General features: G+C 65.4%; 15 protein-coding genes and 1 tRNA gene. 6 read left to right on the forward strand and 10 right to left on the reverse strand.

Annotated features, from left to right (window positions below; genetic code table 11):
• The 8 genes from EPO34_04280 to lepB form a co-directional block, all read right to left on the reverse strand.
• Positions 1–4,962: a VWA domain-containing protein gene (locus EPO34_04280; GenBank protein TAK03256.1), complete on the reverse strand. Its 4,962-nt coding sequence runs from the start codon at positions 4,960–4,962 to the stop codon at positions 1–3.
• Position 4,963: 1 nt separating this feature from the next.
• Positions 4,964–12,241 carry a DUF4215 domain-containing protein gene (locus EPO34_04285; protein ID TAK03257.1) on the reverse strand — a complete coding sequence of 2,426 codons (7,278 nt, stop codon included), beginning with the start codon at positions 12,239–12,241 and terminating at the stop codon, positions 4,964–4,966.
• A gap of 1 nt (position 12,242) precedes the next feature.
• Entirely contained in the window at positions 12,243–14,063 is a 1,821-nt protein-coding gene (locus EPO34_04290; protein ID TAK03258.1) for a hypothetical protein, read from the reverse strand.
• Positions 14,064–14,129: 66 nt separating this feature from the next.
• Complete coding sequence (locus tag EPO34_04295) at positions 14,130–14,357, reverse strand: hypothetical protein (GenBank protein TAK03259.1); 228 nt, start codon at positions 14,355–14,357, stop codon at positions 14,130–14,132.
• Positions 14,354–14,797 carry a GatB/YqeY domain-containing protein gene (locus tag EPO34_04300; protein TAK03260.1) on the reverse strand — a complete coding sequence of 148 codons (444 nt, stop codon included), beginning with the start codon at positions 14,795–14,797 and terminating at the stop codon, positions 14,354–14,356. The genes EPO34_04295 and EPO34_04300 overlap by 4 nt, the downstream gene beginning before the upstream one ends.
• 27 nt (positions 14,798–14,824) lie before the next feature.
• Complete coding sequence (locus EPO34_04305) at positions 14,825–15,070, reverse strand: 30S ribosomal protein S21 (GenBank protein TAK03261.1); 246 nt, start codon at positions 15,068–15,070, stop codon at positions 14,825–14,827.
• A gap of 18 nt (positions 15,071–15,088) precedes the next feature.
• Positions 15,089–16,507, reverse strand: a complete 1,419-nt coding sequence (locus EPO34_04310; protein ID TAK03262.1) for a histidine--tRNA ligase — start codon at positions 16,505–16,507, stop codon at positions 15,089–15,091.
• A gap of 7 nt (positions 16,508–16,514) precedes the next feature.
• Positions 16,515–17,129, reverse strand: coding sequence for a signal peptidase I (gene lepB / locus EPO34_04315; GenBank protein TAK03263.1), 615 nt, complete (start codon positions 17,127–17,129; stop codon positions 16,515–16,517).
• Between the two features lie 104 nt (positions 17,130–17,233).
• On the opposite strand from lepB, the gene EPO34_04320 reads away from it, so the two are divergent.
• The 5 genes from EPO34_04320 (at position 17,234) to dprA (ending at position 21,885) form a co-directional block, all read left to right on the forward strand.
• Positions 17,234–17,310 (forward strand) — tRNA-Val (locus EPO34_04320).
• 86 nt (positions 17,311–17,396) lie between these two features.
• Positions 17,397–18,965, forward strand: a complete 1,569-nt coding sequence (locus EPO34_04325) for a LytR family transcriptional regulator (protein ID TAK03264.1) — start codon at positions 17,397–17,399, stop codon at positions 18,963–18,965.
• A 69-nt stretch (positions 18,966–19,034) separates the two neighbouring features.
• Complete coding sequence (der, locus tag EPO34_04330) at positions 19,035–20,411, forward strand: ribosome biogenesis GTPase Der (GenBank protein ID TAK03265.1); 1,377 nt, start codon at positions 19,035–19,037, stop codon at positions 20,409–20,411.
• Positions 20,412–20,492: 81 nt separating this feature from the next.
• Positions 20,493–21,020 carry an aminoacyl-tRNA hydrolase gene (locus tag EPO34_04335; protein TAK03266.1) on the forward strand — a complete coding sequence of 176 codons (528 nt, stop codon included), beginning with the start codon at positions 20,493–20,495 and terminating at the stop codon, positions 21,018–21,020.
• Entirely contained in the window at positions 20,899–21,885 is a 987-nt protein-coding gene (gene dprA / locus EPO34_04340; GenBank protein TAK03267.1) for a DNA-protecting protein DprA, read from the forward strand. Before EPO34_04335 ends, dprA begins: the two co-directional genes overlap by 122 nt.
• 100 nt (positions 21,886–21,985) lie before the next feature.
• On the opposite strand, the gene EPO34_04345 is transcribed toward dprA, so the two are convergent.
• Entirely contained in the window at positions 21,986–22,582 is a 597-nt protein-coding gene (locus EPO34_04345) for a hypothetical protein (protein ID TAK03268.1), read from the reverse strand.
• Positions 22,583–22,770: 188 nt separating this feature from the next.
• Complete coding sequence (locus tag EPO34_04350) at positions 22,771–23,277, reverse strand: ORF6N domain-containing protein (protein ID TAK03269.1); 507 nt, start codon at positions 23,275–23,277, stop codon at positions 22,771–22,773.
• Positions 23,278–23,414: 137 nt separating this feature from the next.
• On the opposite strand from EPO34_04350, the gene topA reads away from it, so the two are divergent.
• Positions 23,415–25,703: a type I DNA topoisomerase gene (gene topA / locus EPO34_04355; GenBank protein ID TAK03270.1), complete on the forward strand. Its 2,289-nt coding sequence runs from the start codon at positions 23,415–23,417 to the stop codon at positions 25,701–25,703.
• The last annotated feature ends 103 nt before the right edge of the window (positions 25,704–25,806 follow it).

Genomic DNA, 25,806 nt, shown 5'->3' on the forward strand with positions numbered 1-25,806 from the left:
CTACGGGGTAAGCGGGCAGTAGGTGATGGAGAAATCCTCCATCTTGAGGCTGTTGCCCTCGGAATCATACGTCACGGACAGCGGAATCACCTGCGTCTGGTCGGAGCAGCCGAATTCTTGCGGGAACGGGAGGAGGATGTTGCGCCCGTCCTGCACGCCGCCCGAGGACTCCACGGCGGTCCCGTCCGCGTTCACGGTGTAGGAGATGACGAACCCGAGGATGTTGGCGACGATCTGGGTGAACATGTCCGTAATCCCCTCCGCGGTGGTGGCTTCGTAGGAATAATCGATGCCGTCGCTCCCCAGGCCGCAGCCAGTCTCGTTGGAGTATGGTTTATTGGGGTCAAAGATGGAAGCCGTTTCATCATAATGCGATCCGGGACAGACGTCGTCAGACAGATGGCGCATAAAGCTGACGAGCGAATCCGTACTGCTGATGACCGCCGTATAGATGTCCACGTCCGGATATTTTTGTATCCCATTCGTGTTCTTTACGGTATCCATCGTGATCTTCATCGTCACGCCGTCTCCCAAAGGTTCACCATCGCTCAACAGGATGATGATCTTCTTGGATGCCGTCGAGGCATCCATGACCTCGAGTCCGGCGAGCAGACCTGCGTCGGTCGGCGTGCCCCCCGAGGCCGTGTAGGTGTCGATCTTTGCCTGGAGCGTGTTGACGTTCGTCGAGGCGGCGTTCGTGAGTAAGACGTCCTTGCAGGCCTTCCGGGCCGTGGAGGGAACGGTGAACACGGTCCCTGCCGGGGCCCCGGACGTGCATGTCCCGGGCGCTTTGAAACTCACCAACCCGATGCGGATCGTTTGACCGTGTTGCGTGGCCGTATCGAGGATGGTCTGGACCGCGGCCTTCTCCGCGTCCTTCACCGCTTCCATTCGTGTCTTTCCCCCACCAGATTGGGTGCCCATGCTTCCGGACACGTCGGTCACGAACACGATGTCCACGCTCTGCGGCACGATGTCGTCTGAATCCACGTTGGCCGTGAGGCCGACCATGACCTTGCACGCCGGCACGAACAGGTCGGCGCGACGCGGCTGTGCGTCGGGGCTCGGATCGGTCACGCTAAACAGCGTGACCTTATTGCCTGGCAGCGCCCCCTCGATCTCCGGCTTCACCTGCACGGAATCCGTGCGGTACGAGAACGGGCATGAGGCGCGGCAATCGAGGCCGCAGGTGGGCATGACGCATGCGCCCGGCGCGGCGCAGGCGTACCCCGTGATTGATGGGATCGCGCAGGTCTTCCCGTTCTCCGGCCCGCCGTTGCAGGTCCCGAGATTGAGACAGCTGTAAATCCCCGCACAACGGGCCGTCCCATCCGCCTGAAGGCCGCATCCTTGGCCGGACGACGTGTTCGGGCAATCGGCATAGGTGGCGCACGAACCGGCATGCGTGCCGGTCGCAAGCTCGATGCAGGTCTTGACCGGGAGGTTCACGTCGCAGAACTCCGGGCCGTTCTTGAGACTGTCGCCGCAGAATCCGCCGCTTCGCGTGCGGAACTGGCAGGCGGCGGTGCAGTAGTTGCACACCCCGCCGTAGGGCGCCGAACATTCGACATTGTTGTTCACTCCTTCATCGCACGATTCCGTGCCGCCGGCCGTTTGGAGGAACACCTTGCCGTCGCCGCAGACGTTCTTCTGGCAAACGTTCGTGCACGCGTCGGTGTCCACGCGGTTGCCGTCATCGCACGCTTCACCCACGTCGAGGCGCCCGTTGCCGCAGGCGGGGACGTTCACCGCGCTGCACGCCGTGAACGCGTTGAACGTGCACGCCGAGCCGCCCCACGTCTGGCACGTGCGGGTGCGCGTAAGCGGGACGGCGGCGGTGCTGCAATGGCCCGTGGCGCCCGGCGAACAGCGTTCCACGCGGTTCCCTTCCGTGTCGATCTCCTCATAGCAGCTTCCGAACAGGTCACAGTCATCGTCGGTCGAACAGGTCGCTCCGAGGTTCCCCTGGTCGCACACCCGGCCGCTCCCGCACGCATTGGTGGAGGACGTGCCGCCACACGCGCTTCCCGGACACTCGGCATCCGTTTCGCACGGCTGGCTCGCACGGTCGCCCGCGATGCACAACTTCCCCGCATACGCCTCGGCGCCGGCGCCGTCACACTGCTCCGGCCCGTTCACGACGGCGTCGCCGCACGAAGGTCCGGGCTTGCGGCAATCGAAGGTGCAGCTCACCGAGGTGCTCGGGTTATATTGGCCATTGAGCGAGGCACCGCGGTCGCACTGCTCCGGCCCTTCCAGCTTGGCGTTGCCGCAGAAGAAGGCGTTCGCCGAGCTGCACTCCGGGCCGCAGTGGCCGAAGGTGCCGTTGAGCGCCCCGTCGTCGCAGGTCTCGGTCCCTTCCCGCACCCCGTTGCCGCAGGTGGGCGGCACGCACCCGGCCACCACGTCGAACCGACAGGTGCCGGCGTCGTTCACGCAGGCGAAGTTCTGGAACCCGTCCTGGACGGGATCCGTCCAGGGAACCGGACAGGACTCCGCGCGTACTTCCCCTATTTCGCATTCCTCATCAAGCCCCTTCACGCCGTCCCCGCACACCTGCGACCCGGCGGCGATCGGGATCCCCACGCAGAACAGCGGCATCGCCGCAAACCCGCGCGCGAGCCCGCCGGGCGGAGCCGAAGACGGGGCGGTCCGCTGTAAGTTGATGGCGTCGTCCACGGTGCCGGACAGATTCCCCGCCATGTCGAAGAACCGCACGGAAACGGTCTTGGAGCCGTTCGCGCCGGCAAGCGTGGCCGTGGCCGTGGCGCTGAATGCCACGGAGGGTTCGTTATCAAAATTCCCGTCGGTGGAAATCTGCATCGAGACGCACGCGTTCGCATCCGTGCAGACGAGCGCGAGGTTCACCACCGCGCTCGTGGTCTGCGCCGCGCCGCCGTTCACCGTCACCGGCCCCGCCTGCGGGTCAACGGTGTCGATGACCACCACCTGCGTATCCGGCGTCTGATCCACGTTCCCTGCCGCGTCCTTCGCACGCACCCGGAACGTGACCGTGCCGTCCTGCAATGGAGAGAACGCATGCGAACCGAACGCCGTGCACGCGCCGAACGTCGTCCCGCTCGCGTTTGAACACTCGAAACTCGACACGCCCACGTCGTCCGTGCCCGTGAACTGGAACCCGACTCCGGTCGTCCCGATGAACATGGTGGTCGCCGGCTGGATGGTCTGGCCGCTGCCGTCGGTGACGACCGTGATGCTGGTATCCGGAGGGGTCGAGTCGGGCGGGGCCTGGGGTGGCGGAGGCGTGAACGTGACCGTCGGCGTCTGCGTGAGCGTGACACTGTCGGTGGCGTCCCGTGCGGCATACGTGACGGATTGCGCGGTGGCGTTCCTCACCGTGAACGCGGCGACGCCGCTCGCGTTCGTCGTGCTCGAGGCCGGGATGATCGTGGACGAACCGCCGCCTTGCGAGAGGGTGATCGTCTTGCCGGACACCGGCGCGCCTGCCGTGTTCTTGAGCGTCACCGTGATCGTGGACGACGCCACGCCGTCCGCGGGGACGTCCATGGGGCTTGCGGTCACGGTAGAGAGCGAGGAACTGACGGGCGGCGGTTGAACGGCCGCCGTCGTAAAGGCGAAGTCGCTGGAGGTTGCCAGATTTGTTGCGGCATCCCTGCTCTTGACCCGGTAATGATAGGTCGTGGACGGATTCAGGCCTGCCAAGGATCGGCTGTGGCTCGTGACCAGGTTCGTGTCGAGCGCGGAAGAGGAGCCATAGGTGTTCGTGAGACCGAATTCGACCTGCGAGTCGGAGGATTCGTTCGTGCTCCAAGTGATGACGGCTCCGGAACTCGTGATGGAACCGGCTGTCACCCCGGAGATCGTCGGTGGGGTGGCGTCGATGGCGGCCGTCGTGAAAGTCGAATTGAAATCGCTCGCGAGTGGGTTGCCAGCAAGATCCTTGGCCCCGGAGCTGCCGCCTATGACCTTGACCGTAAAGGCCGTGCCCGCAGCGAGGACGCTCGAGGGCGTGAACGTGGCGGTCGTGGGCGTCTTGGCCAGGGTGCCGGCAACACTCGATCCGCCCTGTACCAGATAGACGGTCGCATTCGTAAGCGTCGCCGGGTTCATTGCCTCGCTGAAGGTGACGGTGAACGAGGCGTTCGTCGCGACCCCCGCGGCATTGTTTGCCGGAACGACGGAAGTGACGGTGGGGGCAGCGGTGTCGATGACGATACTCTTGTTCGCGCTCAATGAATTTAGCCCTTGAGGGCTTGGGAGGGTGAGCGTGGCATTATTGCCAACCTCGTCCTTTATCGTGCCGCCATTCAAGGTGAGGGACGAGACCGAGAAATATTCAAGGTCTAAAGAGTTGTTTCCGTTGCTCACGGTATAGTTGAAGGTGAGGGTGGGAGATCCCGTGCCAGAGACGTACGATGCCAATCCAGAAGTTCCGGTATTCAGCGAGAGTGTAGGGATGCCCGTCACGGATACGTTTTCGGAAAAAATGATTTGGATAGGGATGATCTCGCCAAGAACATAGGAACGGTCTGGCGCGGAGGAAGTGACGCTGGTGACGGTCGGCCCCGTCCGATCGACCCGCCACGAGAACGTCGTGGCCGGACCCACGTTGCTCGCGTCTAGCCTGACGCGGACATCGAACCGGTGCAGCTGCTCGGCGAGCGAGGTGTAAGACTGGTTCCCGCTTACCAAGAGCGTCCCGTTCCCTTGGCACGGAATGAAGATCCCCGACCCTTCCGCGGCACACTCGAACGTACCGAATATGGAGTCCTTTGTGAACCTGAACGCAATGCTCGTCTGAGTGGTTGATTTGCCATTCTCGAGGACGACGCTAGGCGAGGTCATCGGGACGCTGGCCGTGACGGCCGTTATTCTAGGGACAAGTATCGCGTGCGCGGCCCGGACGCCCACGAACAGGCCGCCCACGAGCAGGCAGGAGGCGATAAACGGCTTCCCGAAGTTGTGGGTCAGTCGAGGCATATCAGGGTGCTGGGGGATATTCGACGCGGATGAACGCGTTGTCGTTGGGATCCTTGTCGATGTCGAACGCCCAGGGCGCCTCGGCGTGTTCGAGAAGGGCGGTGAAGGTGTAGGTCTCCCCGGCTGAGGACTGGAAGCCGTACACGTGGCTCCCTTCCTTGCACAGGAACTCTCCGGACGAGGCGTTGAAGCAGGTGGCCGGATCGGCCCCTTCCTCGCACTCAAAGAACTCGTTGAGCGGATCCACCGGGAGCGCGCCGCCCAGCTCGTTGCCGAGCACCGCGGTCCACGACGGCCAGGCCGAGGTGGTGAGGGTGCGGATGAAGCTCCCTTGCGAGAGGGTCGGCACGCCCGCGAGGCACAGCTCGCCGCTCGGGCACGACGGGAAGCGCGTGTCGCATCCTTGCGCGCGGGTGGCCGAACAGTGCGCGTGGGTCGCGCCGTAGCGGTCGAGGGACGCCTTCACGCGCACGAGGTCGGTGAGGCGCCTCGTGTCGCGGCGCAGCTTCGCCTTTTCCGCGTCGCAGAATTGCGCGTCAGCGGCGGCCGTGTCGCAATCCCCGTCCCACTCGCAGGACACGAACGAGCCCTCCTTCACCACGTAGTTGCCCGAGGCCGCGCGGCAGAGGTTCACGTCGCTCACGGCCGCGTCGTTGGCGTTAAACGCCCAGTGCTTGGCCACCTGGTCGAGCACCTGCGCGGCTTCGCTCGGCGCGCCCTGGCTTACCGAGAAGATGTAGACGTTGGGGAAGATGTCGCCCACCTGGTTCGCGGCCGTCGCGTAGATGGTGTTGCCGTCGCGCACGGCCTCGTAGCCGTCGAGCGTGACGGGGACCGCCTTGCCTCCGGGGACCAGCCCCTGGAAGAACAGGTCGGCCGGCAGGTACCCGGGGTTCGCGACCACGCGCACGCCCACGCCGGCCGCGGCGCCCGAGAGCGGGTACAGGATCTCCTTGATCACCCCGGCGATGGGCGACCGGGCGATCGGCTTCACCTCGAGTTCCGCCAGGTCGTCGGCGGCCCCGGCGCGTCCGGCGTCGCGGCAGTAATAGAAGGAGTAGTTGGTGGAAGTGTCGATCTGCGGGTCCGGATTCGTGTCCTCGTCCTCCACGTAGGGGAACCCGTCCGTAAGCGACGGCCAGGGGTTCTCGCACACGAGCACGGTGAGCTCCACGAAGCCGGTCTGTGCACGCGCCGGACGGCCGTCGGTGCCGTCGGTGGGGGGATCGAGGAGCTTGTCGACGGTGATGGTGGCGGTCATGGCGGCGGACTCCACGCCGTCGATGCCGACCGCCTTTGCGTCCGTGTTGACTTCGCCCTGGGTGGGCGCCGGCGTCGGGGCCGGGGTCACCGTGATCACGTTGCCCTCCTCGGCATCGGGCTTGTTGGAGCCAAACGACCAGCTCCAGGCATAGGATCCCGGGATCGGCTGGATCGGCTGGGACGCTCCGCCGCGGTTGGACACGGCCACCGCGTTCAAGCGGTGCGTCTCATCCTTCTTGGTAAACAGGTTGCGGCTCGGGGGGACCACCGAATTTGCCGCGAGCGAGTCCACCTGACCGAGGTCAGCCGCCAGCACTTCGTCGAGCGCGCAGATGTCGAAACCCGTGGTGAACGTCACGGAGGTCCCGGCGGCCATGCCGACGCCGTCCGCGCTCAGCACGCCCGCGCTCGTCGCGTCCGCAAGACCGGCGTCCCCCGCGGCCACGAGGCGATAGGTCCCCCGTTCCTTGAGCGCCTCCTGGATCGCGAGCGACACGCGGCTGGCGCCGAGCGCCCCGTCCGTGACGTCGTACTTGATCGGGACGAGACAGCGCGTCCCGGCCGCCTGCGCGGAGACGGAACGGCCGAAGAACGCCTGTAACCCGCCCCAGAAGCGACCGAAGAATCCATGGCCCGCGCTCGCGAGCGACCCGTGCGGGCAGGTGGCGGCGGTCACCGGGGTGCCGTCAAGCGAGACCAGTTCGAGATAGAGCTGGGGGTCCTTCGCCGCGTCGGTGGAACGATCGAAGCTCTTGGGGTCCATCTTCTGGCTGAACTCGACCTGGACCAGGGTGTTGCGGCATACGTCCGGCGCGCCGGACGCGGGGATGGTCGATGTCACCCTCGGCCGCTCAAAGCAGCAGGAGCCCGCGCCGCAGCCGTTGGCGTTCACGTCGCCGCACGCGGCGTCGTTCTCACAGGCGCACTGCACCGCGAAATCGCCCTCGCCGGACTTCGCCGGATTGCCGCCGGTCGCGCGCAGGCGCGATACGGCCTCGTGCGCCTCGGGCGCATCGATCTCGCGCGGCGCCGTGTTCGCGGCGACGGCCACGGCGTACGGCCCCACGCGGGTGGCGAGGCCCGCTTCGCACTCGCTCACCTCGCCCGCGCCCACCGTGCCGTCCGCGCAGAAGGACGGGGTCGCGTAACCGACGGAAGACCCTTCAAACAGGCATTCCGAAGAGCAACCGTCGCCATCCGTCACGTTCCCATCGTCACAATCCTCGCCCGCGTCGGACGCTCCCGCGCGTTCCACGAGGGCGTTGCCGCACGCGCCTGCCCCGGGACGCCGGCCTTCGCGCACGCAGCGGCCGGAGCAGCCGTCGCCGGGCACGGCGTTGCCGTCGTCGCATGTCTCCGTAGGCCGTTCGATGAGGCCGTTGCCGCATACGGCCACGGCGGCGCGGGGGGTCGAACCCTCATTGAGGCAATTCGACGAGCATCCGTCGCCGCCCACGCGGTTGCCGTCCTCGCACTCTTCCCCGCCGCGGCTTGAAGCGTAATCCACCGTGCCGCCGACCTCGCCGCAGTTGGTCTGCACCGCGGCGGCGCCTTCGTTCAAGCAACGGCTCGAGCAGCCGTCGCCAGAGGCGACATTGCCGTCGTCGCAGTCTTCCCCGACGTCCATCTGGCCGTTGCCGCACAACCCGGCCGGGGTCGCAGGCGTCAGGGGGTCAGTGCCCGCGTGCAGGCAGGAAGCGCTGCACCCGGAGCCGCCGTCGCAATCCTCGCCCGCGCCGACGCGCCCGTCGCCGCACACGGCGGAAGCGGTGGTGAACGGCGTGCCGGCGGAAAGGCAGGAGCTGGTGCATCCCTTCGGCGGACCGGCAGCGAGCGAAATGGCCCCGTTCGCGACCAGGCTCGCGGCCACCACCGTGGCCGGAGCCTGCACCGTGTCCTCCACGTCGCGCGAAGTCCAATTGAGCCAATCGTAATCGGCCGGGTCGAGGAGCTGGCCGTTCTTCGAGCAGGCGTCGGGCGCGCCGAAGGGCTTGGCGCGGAACTCGCGCCGCTCCCCGATGACCTGTGCCGTCGCGCGCTTGGGCGACACTTCCACGCGGTCGATCGAGCAAGTGACGGCCGAATCCTTGGTCTTGAACGTCCACGAGAAGGTCTTCCCGCGGTTGGTGCCGGACGGGTGCAGCGGCACGCCGCTCGCGGACCTCATCCCGGTGATCGAGTCGCCGTCGAACGAGACGCGATAGTTCTGGTTCTGCTTGAACGGGATGGGTTTCCCCTGCGCGTCCAAGCTGTGGAACAACGTGACGGTGGGCGGCACCGAACCGTCGGCGCTGTCGACGTACTCTACGGAGAACGCGGTGAACGGCACCGGGTTCGCGTCCTCGCACAGTTCGTTCGCGCACTCCACGACCTTCACGGCTCCGGGAGCTTCGACGGATGCCTTGTCCATGCGCGTGTTGAACGTGGCGGTGATGGCCGCGTTCACGCAGGCGAGATCGCAGTCGGGCGCGAAATCCACCACCTTCGGATCGGTGAAGTTGATGGTGAGGTCGCCGCTCCCCGTGGGCGTACCTGGCGCGCGCAGGGCGGCCGAGACGACGACGGGTTCGCCGGCGTTCGTTTCCACCTTGGCCGTGACCGTATTGAGGCAGGAATTCGTGACCGTGGCCTGACCCTTGGGGGCGACCAGCACGGCACGCGACGAGCTCAAGCTCCAGTCGAACACGCGCGGGGCGCCGGCGCCGCCGTCGCAGGAAAGGATGATGCATCGGTCCGTCTGCGAAAGCGGGAGCGACTGGTACGCCACTTCCTGATCCTGCGCCGTGGCCGTGAACGAGGGCGGCGCCACGCTGATGTCCCCGATCGTGCAGACGGTGCCCGCGGGCGCGGTGCGGAAACGCCACGTCTCGTTCGTGGCGAGCGGCACGTTCGCCGGTGCCGCCGAGGTGATCACGCCGGCGCCGACCCCGCCGCGCAAGGTGACGCGGTAGAAGGTGTCGGCCTCAAACGGCGCCGGATGGCTCCACAGGAAGGTGCGCGGACCGGGCGGGAGCACGGTTCCGGCCATCGGCGTGCCCTCCACGCTCCCGCACGGGTCGCCCGCGGGCCCGGTACACTTCTCAACGACCACGTTGCCGGCGTTCTGCAGGCTCGCGGCATTCATGTCCATGTCGAACGTGCCGGACACCATGGCATCCAGGCATACGTTCGCCGGCAGGTTGCGGCCGGCCCACGGGCTGGGCGACGGCGGCATCTTCAAGGGGTCGTCGGGGTTGCATTGGAACACGAGGTGCGGCGCCTTCGGGATGGGGCCCGTGGAGAACCGATAGCCGTAGAAGGCGTTTTGGATGGCAGGCGCGCACTGCGCGCGGCACGCGCCATCGGCGCAGCACTGATTCCCTTCCTTGCACACGGCCGCGTCGTCGCGACAATCCGCCACTTGAAACGGGACGGCGTTCGAGCGGAATCCTGCGGCGCTCCGCACGAGCGAGGGGCCGGTCTTTCCCGCCGCGGGAACCGCGGCGGAAACGAGTCCGTCGGCCCACGAAGCGGGGTTGGTGGCGGCGGACGGGGATTGGGTGAAGAACACGTTCCCAGGCAAGGCGGCGTCGCCGAAATTCTCCCCGATGAACGACACGAGGGTGGTGGGCGGGCCGGACTCCGGATCCAAGGCGCACAGGCTCGGCCCTGGCGGGTTGCTTGCCGGATCGAGAAGGTTGAAATCCACGGCCTCCGAAACCACGCCGTCTTCCGCGCGGCGCACGGACACCTTGTACGCGCCGAATTGCGCGTCCGTCCCGACCTTCACGGCTTGCGGCACCTTCACGGTGACCGATCCGTCGTGCCAGAACTGGTCGCCGCAGGCGGCCGGAAAGGTGATGTCGGCGTCCGCGGACGTGCCGGAGGCGACGCTTTGGAACGTCACCGTGCCCGTGCTGGTGCCCAAGCGCGAACCGAACAGGGTGACGTACTGCCCGGGCGGACCGAAATTGGAGGCCGAGGCGCAGCTGCCGGCTGCGCCGCCGCAATCCGCGTCGGTGGCGCATCGCTTGTCATCGGCCGTGCACGCGGTCCATCCCGTGTCGATGAGCGTGATGACGGGCGGTGCCCCGGCGGTGCCGGAGGTGGCCGCGAAATTCACCGGGTTGCTCCCCTGCCTACGAATGGTGCAGGTGCTACTCGCGCAATCCGCGTCCACGCGGCACAGCTTCCCGGCGTCGTTCGCACAGACGTTGTCGCCCACGAACGCCTGTACCCCGTAGGTACGCGCGTCAAGCGCCGGGGAATCGATGCGGACCGAGGTGTCCGCCCAGGAGCGGTAGCGCGAGGCCTCCGTATTGCCGAAGAACACCGAATTCGTCTGGTCCGGGTTGGTGCCGAGATTGATGCCGGAGAGCGTCACCTGCGTGCCGCGCGCTCCGCTTTCGGGCGTAAGCGAGCACAGCCCGGGGCGCACGACGTCGTTTACCTCGAAATCCGCGATGAACGGCCCGAACGCGTCGTCCGTGCGGTCGGAAAGCTGATCGGCGGTGCGGATGAGGATCGGACCCGTTCCGGCGCCGTCGGGCACCCGCACCACGATCTGGCGGTCGGACCATCCCGACGCCCCGGCGCAGGCGAAATCCGTCACGAGGCGCTGGTCGCTTCCCGTCTCGCCGGCCAGGAACTCCACGGTGCCGGGCGTCGCGCCAAACCCGGCGCCGGTGATGGTGATGAGGTTCCCGACCGCGCCGTCGCCCGGGCTCACGCGGTCGATGCGCGCCACGCTCACGCAGGCGCCGGACGTGCACATCCCGCTCGCGCACTCGGCCCCGGACGCGCATGACGCGCCAAGGCAGGCGCCGCAGAAATTCGCGGAAGACGAGTCTCCCCCGCAATCGACGGCCGTCTCGCCGAACCCGGCATCCGTGACCCCGTTCTGGCAGTTGGCCGCGCGCAGCATCACGCCCACCCCGGGGGTCTGCACCGTGTGTCCCGCGCAATCGGACGCTTCCGCGGATACCGTATGCATCTTGTTCGTGGCGGAGCCGGACGTGGCCCATTCCGTATCGTCGGTGTTGAACGCGTTGTCGGCATTCCCGCCCACCAAGGCCTGCGCGACGCTTTGCGGGATCCCGGCGATGAACACGGGACGCTGGTCCACGGAAAACTCCACGGAAGACACGCCGGTGTCATCCCTGGTGAGCGCCTGGAGCAGTTCGATCTGCGGGACGAAGAACGGCGTTCCGGAGACGCCCGGGCGCTGGATGATGGCGGTCGGTCCCCGCGTGTCCACGCCGGTGCCGGTGCGCATCACCGGGATCGTGCACGGGAAATTCGGCTCGTCGCAGGAAAGCGCGCGGCCAGCGGCGCTCTTCAGCACCGCCTGGCTCAAGACGATCTCGATGTCCACGTCGCCCGGGAAACAGCGCTCCTGCGGCGCCGCGTCGCACGCCGCGTCGGGGATGAACGTGACCTTCTTCCCGGAGACGGCAAGGCTCCCGTCCACCGGGGAGCCGCCCACGACCCGGACGATGATGCCGGCTTGTGCCGTGGCGGCGTCGACGGCCTGCGAGAACACCAGCTGCGGGCGGAAATTCCGAAGCGCCTCGGCGCACTCGACGTTCGCCGAGGAAAGGACGAATTTCCCCTGGGCCCCGCCGTCCCCGAAGAACCCGCCCGGCGACCCGCCTCCTCCCGGTCCGAACCCGGCGGTGGTCCCCGTGGCGGAAGAAAGGCTTCCCACCACGAACTGCGCGATGGCGAAGGACGACAGGACGATGACCAGCCCGATGACCGCGTTCGTAAGCACCTTCTTCGCCTTGTCCACGCGTGCCTGTTCCCCGGCCGCGGTCATGTACAGGAACCCGCCGTACAGGACGAGGACGACCACGATGACGCCGAGGAAACCGAGCACGGTGCGGATGAGCCGGGCGATGATGAGCACCAGGTCGCCCTCCGTGCTGAACCCGGCCCGCTCCGCGAACGAGGCGTCCACGCCCTGCGCGAACGCAACGTGCGCGCCCATGAGCGCGGCGGCGGCGAGGATCCCGATGACGGCCGGTTTCAATCGCATATCACGGCGCAGGCGGCAACGTCCTCCCCGGCGACGGAAGGGTGGTGCAGGCGGTGGATGACGGGCGGCCGTGGCAGCAGAACGGTTCGGTTTGGGTGACGGCGCAGCGGCCGGCGGGGTCCGCGTTGTCCGGCCCGAACGACGGGTACAGGCAGAACTGGTTCCCCCCTTTCACCCCTTTGGTGACGAGCGGGTAGTAGTTGCACGCCTGGATTCCGGCGGTATCCTCGTCGCAATCCACGTCGGGCGGCAGGAAGGTGGGGTGCGAGATGGACACGCGCGTGGCCTCGACTTCGTCGTCCCCGATCGCCGGGATCCCGCCCGCGCCCAGGTTCTCGCTGCGCGGCACGAACGACATGGGATAGGAGGGATCCGGGAACAGCTGGACGTTGCTCCCGTTGAGGGTCGTGACGAGCATGCCCATGGTGAACGTGATCGTGACCGGTCGGTCCACCTCGACGTCCCCTTCTTCCACGTTCGGGGAGATGGTGCCGATCTCGGGCGTGCGCGCGTCGATGGCAGAACCCGTGTGGAACGGGTCGGACGCGAAATCGTCCGCTCCCTTCCCCTGCGCGATGTCGTCGTCATTGCCGTCCAGGCTGTTCCCCGAAGCGTCGGTGAGGCCGTCGAACGACGCGCCGAACAGCCGCGCCTGGGGCGGCTCGGTGGAAAGCGTGGCGGCGTGCGCGAGCAGGTGCAGGTCCTCGTTGAACGGCAGGCAGAAGACGGTGTCGCCGCATTGGTCGCGCGCGCAGGCGACGTCGGGGACGAACTCCACGGTGCGGTAGCCGTTGCCGATGCGGTAATCGCCGTTCACGGGCGTCGCGTCCCCCTTCAACACCTCGAGATGGCCGAAGCTCCCTCCCGCGCCGAGCGTTCCCGTGCTCGATACCGGGTCCATCGGCTCATTGAAGGTGATCTGCACCGCCGTGTTCGGCGAGCGCGTGCCGCCCACGGGGCTTACGGAAACGACCTTTGGCGGGGTGAGGTCAACCTCGGTAGACACCTCGAACGTCCACGCGTATCCCTGGTTGTTGGTCCCCGTGAACGCGTCGCGGCCGTTCGCGAGCTTGATCGTAGGCTGCAGCATCACGGTATAGTTGGTGTCTTCCGTGGGGCTGCCGAGCAGCGGGACCGGGTCGAATACGAACGTGCGAGCCTCCGCATCGAAGGTGATGGCCAGCTGATCCTGGGGCAGGATGTCGGCGCACGAGGTGAGCGGACGGGCCGAAGCGCAGGCGGCCGTGGGGTAGATGAGGACGCGGCCCGGGACGGAATCCGCGGCGATCGGTTCCTTGAACGTCACGAACACGCGCACGTTGCGCGGGATGTCGAGCGCGTTGCGCGGCGGATAATGGTCCTGCACGATGCCTGCGCCAAGCGATCCGGAGAGCGGCTCGATGAACGCGCTCGCGTCGCGCGCCACGATGCCGCCCGCCCCGAGGGCGCGGGCGAGCATGTTGATGACGAAGGAGGCGATGGCGTAGGAGAGGAGGATGATGGCGAGCCCGACCACCGCCTGGATGATCGTCGACTTCGCCGCCTCCACCTTCTTGGGGTCGCCCGCCGCGGTCATGTACCGGAATCCGGCGTAGATGAGCAGCACGACGAGCACGATGCCCGTGACCCCGATCACTCCGCGGATGATGCGCGCGACGATGAGCGAAAGCGGCTGCGTGGACAGCCCCGACGCCTGGGCGAACGCGAGGTTCGCTTCCTGCGCCTGCGCCTGCCCCGCCGTGAGGCCCGCGCACAGCAACACGGCCGCAAGCACGCCAAGCGCTGCGCGCGAACGCTTCATTGTCCATGGCGTGACAAGCATGGGGACGGGTTTGGATGCCATTCTACACCCAAAACGAAAAAAGACCCCTGTGGAAAGGTCTTTCTTTCACCGGCTCCCGAGCGCGGCCGTGAACGCCGCGAATGCGCCGGCCACGGCGAGCGTCCCGAGCGTCCCTTTGACGATGCCGTGCAGGGCGTGGTGCTCGTCGTCGTCGCGCCCGCTGCAGATCATCATCTGGAAGGCGCCCACGAGGATCATGTTCACGCACACGATGCCGAGCATGGGGAGAAACCCGCGCCCCACCTGCAGGGCCTCCGTGACGAACGGGCTCATGCGAGCGCCGATTCCACGGCCTTCTTCACGCGCGCGCCGTCGGCGAGCCCCGCGACCGCCTTCATCGCGACCCCCATCGCACGCCCCGTGTCCGCCTTCGACGTGAGGCCCGCCCCGGAAAGCGCCTCGCGCACCTTGGCGTCGAGCGCGGCGTCGGAGAGCTGGGAGGGCAGGTACGCCTCGAGCGTGGCGATCTCCCCCGCGACCGGATCGGCCAGGTCGGTGCGCCCGGCGGCCGTGAACGACTCCGCAGAATCCCTGAGCTGCTTGATCTGCGTTCGGATCACGGCAAGCGCCTCATCGTCGGTGAGCGCGCGCATGAGGTCGATCTCCTTGTTCTTAAGCGCCGTCTTGAGCATCCGGATGGTGGAAAGCTTCGCTGCCTCCTGCGCCTTCATGGCCGCCTTCATGTCGTCGTTCACTTGGGTGATGATGGGCATAACGGGATATCAAGGAAAAGCCGGCGTTTAGCGCCGGCGGGGTCCCTTCCGTTCCTCTTCGATCAGCTTGCCGGTCTTCACGAGGTACTCGCGGGCCTCGCGCTTGTCCTTGCGGCGCAAGGCGCTGCGGTGAAGCGAGTTCTTGCTCTGCTCCGGCTCGTGGAACCGGTGCTTGCGGGCCTCAAGCAGGCGGCCGCTCTGCTGCACCCGGCGGGTGAAGCGGCGGAACAGCCCTTCGAAGCTCTCTCCCTTGCGGCGTTTCACGTCGACCATAATGGGCTCGAGTGTGCCTTAGGCCTCCGGCGATGTCAAGGGCTCCGCGGGCGGGACCGGCGGCGGCGCGGGGACGATCGGCATATCCGGAGCCGTCGCGAGCTTCTTCTTCACGAGCGCGACCACCTTGTTGACGTCCACGATCTCCTGGGCGCCGCTCTCCATGTCGCGGATGATGATGGTGCCGTCGAGCACCTCCTTCTGCCCCAAGATGAGGGTGTAGGCGGAACCGAGCTTGTTCGCCGCCTCGAGCTGCGCCTTGAGCGCGTTCTTGCCGAACGCCTCGGCTACCTGGATCTCCGCCTTGCGGAACTCCTCGAACACCTTGAGGCCCACGCGCCTCGCGGCGTCGCCCAGCTGGGCGAAGAATACCTTCGCGCGCGGCCGCAGTTCCGGGTTGATCCCCTTCTCCCCCATCGCCTTCACGATGCGTTCGATGCCGACCCCGAACCCGCAGGCCGGCGTGGGACGTCCGCCCAGGACGTCCATGAGCCCGTCGTACCGGCCGCCGCCTCCAAGGGCGTTTTGCGCGCGCTCCCCCGCGTCGCCCGCGAGCCAGATCTCGAACACGGTGTGCGTGTAATAGTCGAACCCGCGCACGAGGTGCGGATTGAGCTGGTAGGGCACCTGCATCTCATCCAGGAACTCGAGCACTTTCATGAAATGGTTCTTGGAATCCTCGTCGAGCCAGTCCACGACCTGCGGGGCGCCGGGGAGCAGTTCCAGGAGCGCCGGATCCTTGCTGTCGAGCAGGCGCAGCGGGTTCTTCTGCAGGCGCTTCTTGTCGTCCTCCGAAAGCTTCGAGCGATGGGGGCGGAAATAGCTCGTGAGCTCCGTGAGGTAGCTCGCGCGGGATTCGGGCGTGCCGATGGAGTTGATCTGCACGGTGATCTCGAGCCCGAGGTCCTTGAACATCTGCGAGGCGATGATGATGAGTTGCGCGTCGATGATCGCCTCGTTCACCCCGAGCACCTCGAACCCGATGCTGTGGAATTGGCGGTACCGGCCGGCCTGGGGCCGGTCGTGGCGGAACATCGGCCCGTCGTACCACAGCTTCACCGGCTGCGGCAGGTTGAGCATGCCGTGGTTGATGTAGGCGCGGCACACGGAGGCGGTGGCCTCCGGGCGCAGGCTCACGGAGTCGCCGGACGGGTCCTCGAAGGTGTACATCTCCTTCTCCACCACGTCCGTGCTCTTGCCGAGCGGGCGCAGGAACACCTCGGTCCGCTCGAGCACAGGAAGGTCGATGCGATCGAAGCTGTAGGCGTCGGCCATGGCGCGGGCCGCGTCGCGCACGGCCTGGAAGCGGCCTTGCTCCTCCGGCAGGATGTCGCGGAAGCCGCGCAACAGCTCGGGCGGCGCTTTCTGCTTCTTGCCCGGAATGGGGAGGGCGGCGCCGGTTTCCGGGAGCGGGGCGGGTTTCTTTCTCGGGATCATACGGTTCCTAAAAGTTATACGCGGGCGCCGGGAAGGCGCCGGCGCGGGAGAGCGGCAATCCGCGCACCCACACCCTGCCGACGATGTTCTCCCGCGCGACCGGGCCGAACGTGCGGGAATCGAGGCTTTCGTCGCGATTGTCCCCCATCACGAAATACTCGCCGGGCCCGAGCGTCTTCTTGAGCTTGCCGTTGGTGACCGTGTCCACCAGGTACGGCTCGTCGACCTCCTTCCCGTTGGGATAGGCGTCGTTGAACACCGTCACCGCGTTATCGGCCACTTCCACCGTCTCCCCCGGCAAGGCGATCACGCGCTTGATGAAGAACTGGCTGGGATCCTTCGGATAGCGGAACACCACGATCTCGCCGCGCTCCGGCTCCCGCACGCGATACGACAGCTCGTCGATGATCAGGTACTCGTGATCGTAGAAATTTGGCTCCATCGAGGCCCCCTTCACGTAAAACGGCTGGATGAGGAAATACCGGATGGGAATGATGATGGCGGCCGAGATGATGACGATCTGCACCACCTCGATGAGGAACACGGCGATCGCGCCCACGGCCGGCCCGAACCTGCGGTGCCAGAAGGTGTCCATCGGGGTGTGGTGGCGGTGTTCGAGCATGCAGAAACGATTTCCTTCGAGGATATCACGGATTCCGCCCCGGTTCAAGGGTCTTGCCTGAACAGCCGTCGGATGCTACGATCTGCCCGGTTCCTCGACCTTCAGGACGTTTAGCTCAGCTGGTTAGAGCGCACCGTTCACATCGGTGAGGTCGCTGGTTCGATCCCAGCAACGTCCACCAAAATCCACCCGGCGACGGGTGGATTTTGTTTCGCGGAAGGATGGTTGAAATGCCCGAGGGTTTGTCGTATCATCCACCGCAACGCTATGGACAAGCCGAAGGTCGATTTCCTCCGCGAGAAGTACCAACTCGACGCTTCGCCCCGGAAGCCGATTCTTTTTTTCGGCCGCCTGCTCGCCCTGTTCCTCGCCGCGGGTTCCGTCGCGCTCGCCGCGCTGTCGTTCAACGTGGATTGGAGCGGTGAGAGCGGCGGCTCGTTCCCGAGCTTCAACCTGTTCTCCACCCTTCGCCACCTCGTCTCCTCGGAGGACCGGGAGCTGCGGGGCGAGAAGGACGACCGGGTGAATTTCCTGCTCCTGGGCGTGGGCGGCGCCGGGCATGAGGGGCCGCAGCTCTCCGACACGATCCTGTTCGCGAGCCTCAAGCCGTCCACCGAGCAGGTCGGGCTGCTCTCCATCCCGCGCGACATGACCGTGCCGATCCCGGGGTACGGCTGGCGCAAGGTGAACAATGCCAACGCCTTCGGCGAGAACGCGGAGCCCGGTTCGGGCCCGGCGCTCGCCGGAGAGGTGATCGGCGACGTGCTCGACCAGACGGTCCACTATTACGTGCGCGTCGACTTTGACGGGTTCGCGCAGGTCGTCGACGAACTGGGAGGGCTCGACGTGTTCGTGGACCGCGCGTTCACCGACGAGCAGTATCCGATCCTCGGCAAGGAAGAGGCCGAATGCGGAAGTAAGGCGGACAAGGCCGCAGGCGATAAGGCCTCGGCGGCTGAAGCCTTCATGCCTGAAGCCTTCACGCCTCCCCCTGACTACTCCTGCCGATTCGAACTCCTGTCGTTCAAGCAGGGATGGACGCACATGGACGGCGCCACGGCGCTCATGTTCGTGCGCTCGCGCCATGGGAACAACGGCGAGGCGTCCGATTTCGCGCGTTCGCGCCGGCAGCAGAAGCTCCTGCTCGCCATGCGCGAGAAGCTCGTTTCCACCGAAACGCTGCTGAACCCCGGGCGCATCGCCAGGATCCTGGACGCGGTGCGCGAGAACGTCGCCACCAACCTCCAGCTGTGGGAGATCATCCGCCTTGCCGGCCTCATGAAGGACCTCGATCCGGCCAAGGTGGCGAGCCGCGTGCTGGACGCCAGCCCGGAGTCGCCGCTGTACGCCACGAGCCTCAACGGCGCCTACGTGCTGCTCCCGAAAAACGACGACTGGCGCCCGATCGAAGCGATGGCCGCGGACATCTTCAACGCGGCGTCAGCCGCGCTCGCCGCCACCCCGCCGAAACCGAAGATGGTCAACATCGAGGTGCAAAACGGCACCACGGTGAACGGCCTGGGCTTCCGCACCTCCCAGCTGCTCGAGAAACAAGGGTTCACGGTGTCCAAGGTGGGCAATGCCAAGGACCGCGCCTACGAGCACACGGTCGTGTACGACCTCACCGACGGCAAGGCCCCCGACGACCTCAAGGCGCTGCGCACGTTCCTCGAGGCGGAAGTCACCCGCACGAGCGGCGGCTGGGTGAGGCCGGGCGACGTGTTGCCGCGAGAGCTCTCCGTGACTCCCGAAGACCCTTCTGCCCTCGCCACGGACTCGACCGTTGACTTTTTGGTCATCTTGGGGCAAAATTCCGCTGACTTAGCGAGGAATTAATGGCGAGAAGACCTCAGGCGGACAAGGCCTCAGGGTCCTCATGCCTTCACGCCTGCGGCCTTACCGCCTATGTCTCCCTCCCCCATCCCCTCCATTGCCCTCATCGGCCGCACCAACGTCGGGAAATCGACGCTGTTCAACCGTCTCACGGAAACCCACAAGGCGATCGTGAGCGACGTGGCCGGCACCACCCGCGACCGCATCGAGGGTGATTGCCTTTGGCGCGGGAAGGTCGTGAAGGTGGTGGACACGGGCGGGCTCGACGTGGAGCGCACGAGCTCGATCGAGGACGACGTGGTGAAGCAGGCGAACTTGGCCATGAAGCGCGCCGACGTGATCCTGTTCGTGATGGACCAGAAGGTGGGCCCGCTCCCGCAGGACCGCAAACTTGCCGCGGAGCTCGCCCGCTCAGGACGACGCGTGATCGCCGTCGCCAACAAGACCGAAGGGGCCGCGGCCAACGCGGACGTCGCCACGTCGCCGGAATGGCGCCTCGGCGCGCTCCCGCCCGCCCTCGCGGTGTCGGCCATCAAGGGGACGGGGCTCGGCGACCTGCTCGACGAGGTCTATGCGCTCCTCAAGAAGGACGGCCGCGAGCCCGCGGAGATCTCCCAGGTGAAACCCGTGCGCGTGGCGGTCATCGGCCAGCCTAACGTGGGCAAGTCCTCCATCCTGAACGCCATCCTGGGCGAGGAACGGTTCATCGTCTCCCCCATCGCGCACACCACCCGCGACCCCAATGACGTGCAGGTGGAAGTGGGCGACCGCACCTACGTGCTCGTGGATACGGCCGGCATCCGCAAGATGCACAAGGTGCGCGAGAAGGGCGGCCTCGAGCGCGCGAGCGTGGAACGGGCGCGCAAGCTCCTTGAGCGCACTGACACGGTGCTGTTCGTGCTGGACGCGAGCCAGGGGCTGGCCTCGCAGGAGCGCACGCTCGCCGGGATGCTCGCGGAGGCGAACGTGGGCGTGATCGTGGTCGTGAACAAGTGGGACCTCGTGCCCGACAAGACGCCGGGCACCGCGGCGGAATACGAACGGATGGTTCGTCGGGAGCTCCCGTTCATCTCCTGGGCGCCCATCGTGTTCGTGTCCGCGATCACGAACAAGCGCATAAACGAGCTGTTTGATATCATCGACCAGGTGGAGACCAGCCGGCACATGGTCGTCACCGAGGAAGAGCTCGACGCCTTCCTGCGCGAGACCACCAAGCGCCATCTTCCCTCCCGCGGCAAAGGCCCGTCGCACCCCAAGGTGCTCGGCCTCGTGCAGACCGGTATCGCGCCGCCCACCTTCCACCTCACCGTGAAGGCGAAGCAGACCGACGTGCTGCACCCAAGCTACCTGCGGTATCTTGAGAACCGCCTCCGCGAACATTTCGGCTACAAAGGGAGCCCGATCGAGATCCGCATCAAGGTGGCGACGGCGGTGTCACTGAGAAAATAGGCAGGAAGGCCTCAGGCGACAAGGCCTCAGGGAAAACACCTTCATGCCTTCACGCCTGAGGCCTTACCGCCTCTCACCACTATGAAACTCATCGTCGGCCTCGGGAACCCTGGCAACGAATACGCGAAGACGCGGCACAATGCTGGTTTTCTCGTCCTTGACGAACTCGCAAACAGGTTGGCCGTCTCGTTTTCAGGAAAAATAGCGCTGAAAGGCGAAGTCGGGGAAGCGCCGAACGAGAAGCTCGTCCTTCTGAAACCTTCCACCTTCATGAACCTTTCCGGCGAAGCGGTGAAGGCGGCCGCGGCGAAGTATCGGATTGCGCCGAAGGACATCCTCATCGTGCTCGATGACGCGGATATCGCGTTTTCGGAACTCCGTCTGCGCGAAAGCGGTTCGGCCGCCGGACACAACGGGATGAAATCCATCCTTGAGCAATTCCCCGCTGACACGTCCGTCGCCAGACTGAAAGTTGGCATCGGACGCGATGAGTCCGGCCACATGCCGCTCGACGAATGGGTGCTCGCGAAATGGACAAAAGAAGAGGCAGCTGCGCTGCCCAATCTCGTCTCGAAGGCTGCGGATAAGGCGCAAGAGTGGTATGGATGACATCCGCGGGCTCACGCTCGCGGATTTCGAATATCCGCCGCGGCTCAAGCAGATCCACGACCCGCCCGAACCGCTGTTCGTGCGCGGGAATCTGCCCGACCCGACGCGGCCGCATCTGGCCGTGGTGGGCACGCGCACGCCCACGCGTTACGGGCATGAGGCCGTGGAGCGCCTCGTCGAGCCGCTCGCGCGCGCCGGAGTGGTCATCGTGAGCGGCCTCGCGTTCGGGATCGACGGCCTCGCGCACCGCTCTGCGCTCGATGCGGGAGGGACGACGCTCGCTGTGCTCGGGTCCACGCTCACCGATACGAAGATCTATCCTGCCACCAACCGGCCGCTCGCGGCCGAGATCATCGCGCGCGGCGGGGCGCTGATGTCCGAAATGAACGATGCATCGCCCATAGGCGCATTCAATTTCCCGCGCCGTAACCGCATCATCGCCGGGCTGTGCCAGGCCGTTCTCATCGTGGAAGCCGCCAAGAAATCCGGCTCCCTCATCACCGCGCGCTGCGCCCTCGACGAAGGCCGCGACGTGATGGCCGTCCCCGGCCCCATCACCTCGGAGCTCTCGGAAGGGCCGAATCGCTTGTTGAAATCCGGCGCGATCGCGGTGATGTCCGCCGAAGACGTGCTCGAGGCGCTGCAGCTTTCCATCCCCACCGCCAAACCCCAGCTCTCGCTCTTCATCGCCGAATCTCCCGAAGAAGACGCGCTCATGAAGGCGCTCGCCGACGCCACGCTGCACATGGACGAACTCGTCCGCGCCACCGGTCTCCCGGCCGCATTGGTTGGCGGCACGCTCACGCTGCTTGAGATGAAGAACGTGGTGAAAAACGCGGGCGGGAGGTATTGGGCACGAGTCTAAAGGAAAGAGCCTCGCATAAGTGCGAGGCTCCGTCGTACGCAAGGACAAAGGGCAAAGGTTCATAGGACTAGGACGCCCTAAGTGCCTAAACCCCAAGTTCTCAACTTGCGAGGATCGCGGACGGGCTCTCGACACCGAAGGCGCTGCCGAGGTAGTAGTGGTTCCAGAGCCACTGCCTGCCGAGCCAGTACAGGTACCGGACGAACAGGCGGCCGCCGGAGCCGCGATAGATGGTTCCCCAGAAGAGAATGTGATGGGTGTTGCCGTTCTCATCCTGCTTCCAGGAAGCGGGGATCAGGTTGGTGTTGTCGAGCAGGTGGTCGAGAACGTTGGCGTTCAAGACCGGCTTGCCCTTGAGCTTCGTGCGAAGCTCGTTGCCGACGATGCCCTTCTTCTCCTTCTGCGCCTCGTCGAGGTACAACGCGATCTTCGACGGGTCAAAGTCGAGCTGGCCACCCTTCACGTGCTCCACGACCTTCCAGCCGTCGAGGCACGTGGGCGACGCATCGCAGTCGATGAGCGAGCGCAGGCCTTTGGGGACGGCGTCGAAGTTGCCCTCGACAATCTGCTGCAGCGCGTCCATCACCGCCTGCGGATCGAGCGGGCTGCCGTCCGCCACGCAGAGCTGGCGCTTGATGTCGCTCATGCGACGGTCGATCGTTCTGTACTGGTCGCCGGAGACAGGAAATCCCGCCATGACAACCTCCTATAAACCACTCCGGTTTGTTCCTTAACATGCAACCGCATGTTTTGGAACTCACCTATGTCGAGAGTGGCATCCTGGGGCCGAACTTCAGCCTCAAGATGCCACTTTCAACACCACTTTCCATAGAATGAACGAGGTCGAAATGTACCGCAAAAATGACTTTCTGTCAATCGTCAAGCCTAACCCTTGAACCCGATCTCCGGTTTCGGCTCATCGTCCGTAGCAAGCAGGCGACGGATCGCATCGAACACGACGCGGAATTGCTCGTCGTAGTGCTTCTCGAGCGCTTCCAGCTTGAGGCGGAGAGACTGGTTGTCGGCGACCATTTCGCGGAGTTTCGTGAAGGTGCGGATGATCTGGATGTTGACGGCGATGGCTTGCTTGCTCTTCAGGACGCTGGAGAGCATGGCGACTCCTTGCTCGGTGAACACGTAAGGCGGCCGGCGCAGACCCATCCTCGCGAAATTGGAGGTCACAAATTGTGACCTCCAATTCTCCATTTCCTGAACGGTCATTTCAAACATGAAATCGGCAGGAAAACGTTCGATATTCCTGTTCACTGACTGCTTCAGGGTCTTTGTGACCACCCCATAAAGAATGGCGAGGTCATAATCCAACATCACCTTTTTCCCTCTCATCAGATAAATCTTATTCTCGATTCGTTCCGCGGGAATGACATCAGGCATACAGAAAATAAAACGACCCCCCAACACGGAGGGTCGTATGAATTGTTAAAGTCATTCCATCAGAAAAAGACGTTTTCGTCAATGGTTTTCCTGTGGATGAATTGACGATTCCCCATTTTCGGGGCACTATCGGCCCTATGCCTAAGACACTCGTCATCGTGGAGTCGCCCACCAAGGCGAAGACGATCTCCAAATTCCTGGGGAAGGACTACAAGGTCCTGTCTTCTTTCGGCCATGTGCGCGACCTGCCGGCCTCCAAGACCGGCGTGGACGTGAAGCATGGGTTCAAACCCACCTACGAGGTGCCGGAGCGCGCCGAAAAGCACGTCGCGGCATTGAAGGCCGCGGCCAAGGACGCGGACGAGGTGATGCTCGCGACCGACGAAGACCGCGAAGGAGAGGCCATCGCCTGGCACATCGCGGAGATCCTGAAGCTCGACGAGGCGAAGGCGAAGCGCATCACCTTCCACGAGATCACCAAGCACGCCATCGAGGCGGCGCTCTCGCATCCGCGCACGCTGCACATGGACATGGTGCACGCCCAGCAGATGCGTCGCATCCTCGACCGGCTCGTGGGCTACGAGCTCTCGCCTCTCCTCTGGAAGAAGGTGCGCCGCGGGCTCTCCGCCGGGCGCGTGCAATCCGTCGCCGTCCGATTGGTCGTCGAGCGCGAACGCGAGCGCGACGCGTTCAAGGTGGACGAGTTCTGGACGATCGACGCGTCGTTCGAAAAAGGCGGCGTGGCGTTCGACGGGAAGCTGTCGACGATCGACGGGAAGAAGCTGGACAAGCTCGACGTGAAGACGGGTGCCGACGCGGCGAACATCGTCGACGGCCTCAAAGGCGCGTCGTACGCCGTCACTGCCGTCGAACAGAAGCGCATCACGAAGGCCCCCCCGATCCCCTTCACCACTTCCTCCCTTCAGATCGAGGCCAACGGCAAGCTTGGCATGAGCGCCAAGCAGACCATGACGCTCGCGCAAAAGCTGTACGAGACGGGGCGCATCACCTACATGCGAACGGACTCGACGAACCTCGCGGAAAAATTCCTCGGCGAGACGCAGACCTATCTCAAGGGCGCTTTTGGCGAGAAGTACGCGACCGGCGCGCGCACCTATAAGACCGACAAGAAGGGGGCGCAGGAGGCGCACGAGGCGATCCGCCCCACCGACCCGTCGGTGACGCCCGATTCGATCAAAGGCGACCTGGACTCGGGCGAGTTCCGGCTCTACGACCTCATTTGGCGCCGCACGCTCGCCACCCAGATGCCCAACGCCGAGCTCGAGCGCACGGGCGTGGACATCGCCGCCGCGCGCTACGGCTTCCGCACCAACGGCAACTCCGTGCGCTTCGACGGGTACATGAAGGTGTACCGCTCCGCGCAGGAGAAGGTGCTGCCTGCGCTTGCGAAGGGCGATGCGGTCACCGCCACGGCCATCGTGCCCACGCAACATTTCACCGAGCCGCCGGCTCGCTATTCCGACGCTACCCTTGTGAAGGTGATGGAAGAGCACGGCATCGGCCGCCCTTCCACCTATGCTCCGACCATCTCCACCATCGAGGCCCGCGAATACGTGGAACGCGATGACAACAAGAAATTGAAACCGACCGAAGTGGCCGGCATCGTCACCGACCTGCTTAAGGAGCATTTTCCCGACATCGTGGACTATGCCTTCACGGCCAAGATGGAGAAGACCCTCGACGACGTGGCCGAAGGAACCGAGAAGTGGGCGCCGGCCCTCAAGGAATTCTACGAGCCGTTCCATGAGCGCATCACCGAGAAGACCGGCAGCCTCAAGCGCGAGGAGGTGCTCAAGGAACGCTCCCTCGGGATCGATCCCGCAAGCGGCCTCGAGGTGTTCGTGAAGAGCGGCAGGTTCGGCGCGTTCGTGCAGCTTGGAGAATGGAAGGAGGAGGACCGCAAGGCGAAGGTGAACAAGCCTCGTAGCGGCTCCCTGCCCCGCGACGTGAACATGGACACGGTGACCCTCGAGACGGCGCTCAAGGTGCTCGAACTCCCGCGCGAGGTCGGGTCCATGGATGACGGGATGGCAATCGAGGCCAACGTCGGCCGGTTCGGCCCGTACCTCAAGTTCGGCAAGGCGTACGTGAGCCTCCCGCCCGCCTTCGACCCGCGCACCGTGTCGCTTACGGACGCCAAGCGCATCATCGCCGAAGGGGTCGAGCGCAAGCGCAAGATGATGGAGCCGCTTGCCACCCTGGGCGAGGATCCCGAAACGAAGGGGACGATCCAGGTGAAGGACGGGCGCTACGGCCCCTACGTCACGGACGGCAAGACGAACGCCACCGTCAAGAAAGGAACCGACCCGAAGACGGTCACGCTCGAAGAAGCGATCGCCCTGCTCGCGAAGAAACGCGCGGCTCCCAAACGGACATGGAGCAGGAAGACAAAACTTGAAACATGAAAACTTGAAATCTTGAAAGGACACGTGAAAAGAAGAAAGGCGAAACATTTTAAAACGTTTCGCCTTTTGTTTCGTCCTTTCACGTGTTCATTGGTACTTCAAG

The sequence above is a fragment of the Patescibacteria group bacterium genome, from assembly GCA_004297215.1.
GTDB lineage: Bacteria > Patescibacteriota > Patescibacteriia > UBA9934 > GWF2-40-263 > 2-01-FULL-63-20.

Excerpts from the sequence above, each read along its gene's own strand:
- EPO34_04280 (TAK03256.1), bottom strand. The coding sequence starts at position 4,962 with ATGCCTCGACTGACCCACAACTTCGGGAAGCCGTTTATCGCCTCCTGC.
- EPO34_04285 (TAK03257.1), bottom strand. The coding sequence starts at position 12,241 with ATGCGATTGAAACCGGCCGTCATCGGGATCCTCGCCGCCGCCGCGCTC.
- EPO34_04290 (TAK03258.1), bottom strand. The coding sequence starts at position 14,063 with ATGCTTGTCACGCCATGGACAATGAAGCGTTCGCGCGCAGCGCTTGGC.
- EPO34_04295 (TAK03259.1), bottom strand. The coding sequence starts at position 14,357 with ATGAGCCCGTTCGTCACGGAGGCCCTGCAGGTGGGGCGCGGGTTTCTC.
- EPO34_04300 (TAK03260.1), bottom strand. The coding sequence starts at position 14,797 with ATGCCCATCATCACCCAAGTGAACGACGACATGAAGGCGGCCATGAAG.
- EPO34_04305 (TAK03261.1), bottom strand. The coding sequence starts at position 15,070 with ATGGTCGACGTGAAACGCCGCAAGGGAGAGAGCTTCGAAGGGCTGTTC.
- EPO34_04310 (TAK03262.1), bottom strand. The coding sequence starts at position 16,507 with ATGATCCCGAGAAAGAAACCCGCCCCGCTCCCGGAAACCGGCGCCGCC.
- lepB (TAK03263.1), bottom strand. The coding sequence starts at position 17,129 with ATGCTCGAACACCGCCACCACACCCCGATGGACACCTTCTGGCACCGC.
- EPO34_04325 (TAK03264.1), top strand. The coding sequence starts at position 17,397 with ATGGACAAGCCGAAGGTCGATTTCCTCCGCGAGAAGTACCAACTCGAC.
- der (TAK03265.1), top strand. The coding sequence starts at position 19,035 with ATGTCTCCCTCCCCCATCCCCTCCATTGCCCTCATCGGCCGCACCAAC.
- EPO34_04335 (TAK03266.1), top strand. The coding sequence starts at position 20,493 with ATGAAACTCATCGTCGGCCTCGGGAACCCTGGCAACGAATACGCGAAG.
- dprA (TAK03267.1), top strand. The coding sequence starts at position 20,899 with ATGAGTCCGGCCACATGCCGCTCGACGAATGGGTGCTCGCGAAATGGA.
- EPO34_04345 (TAK03268.1), bottom strand. The coding sequence starts at position 22,582 with ATGGCGGGATTTCCTGTCTCCGGCGACCAGTACAGAACGATCGACCGT.
- EPO34_04350 (TAK03269.1), bottom strand. The coding sequence starts at position 23,277 with ATGCCTGATGTCATTCCCGCGGAACGAATCGAGAATAAGATTTATCTG.
- topA (TAK03270.1), top strand. The coding sequence starts at position 23,415 with ATGCCTAAGACACTCGTCATCGTGGAGTCGCCCACCAAGGCGAAGACG.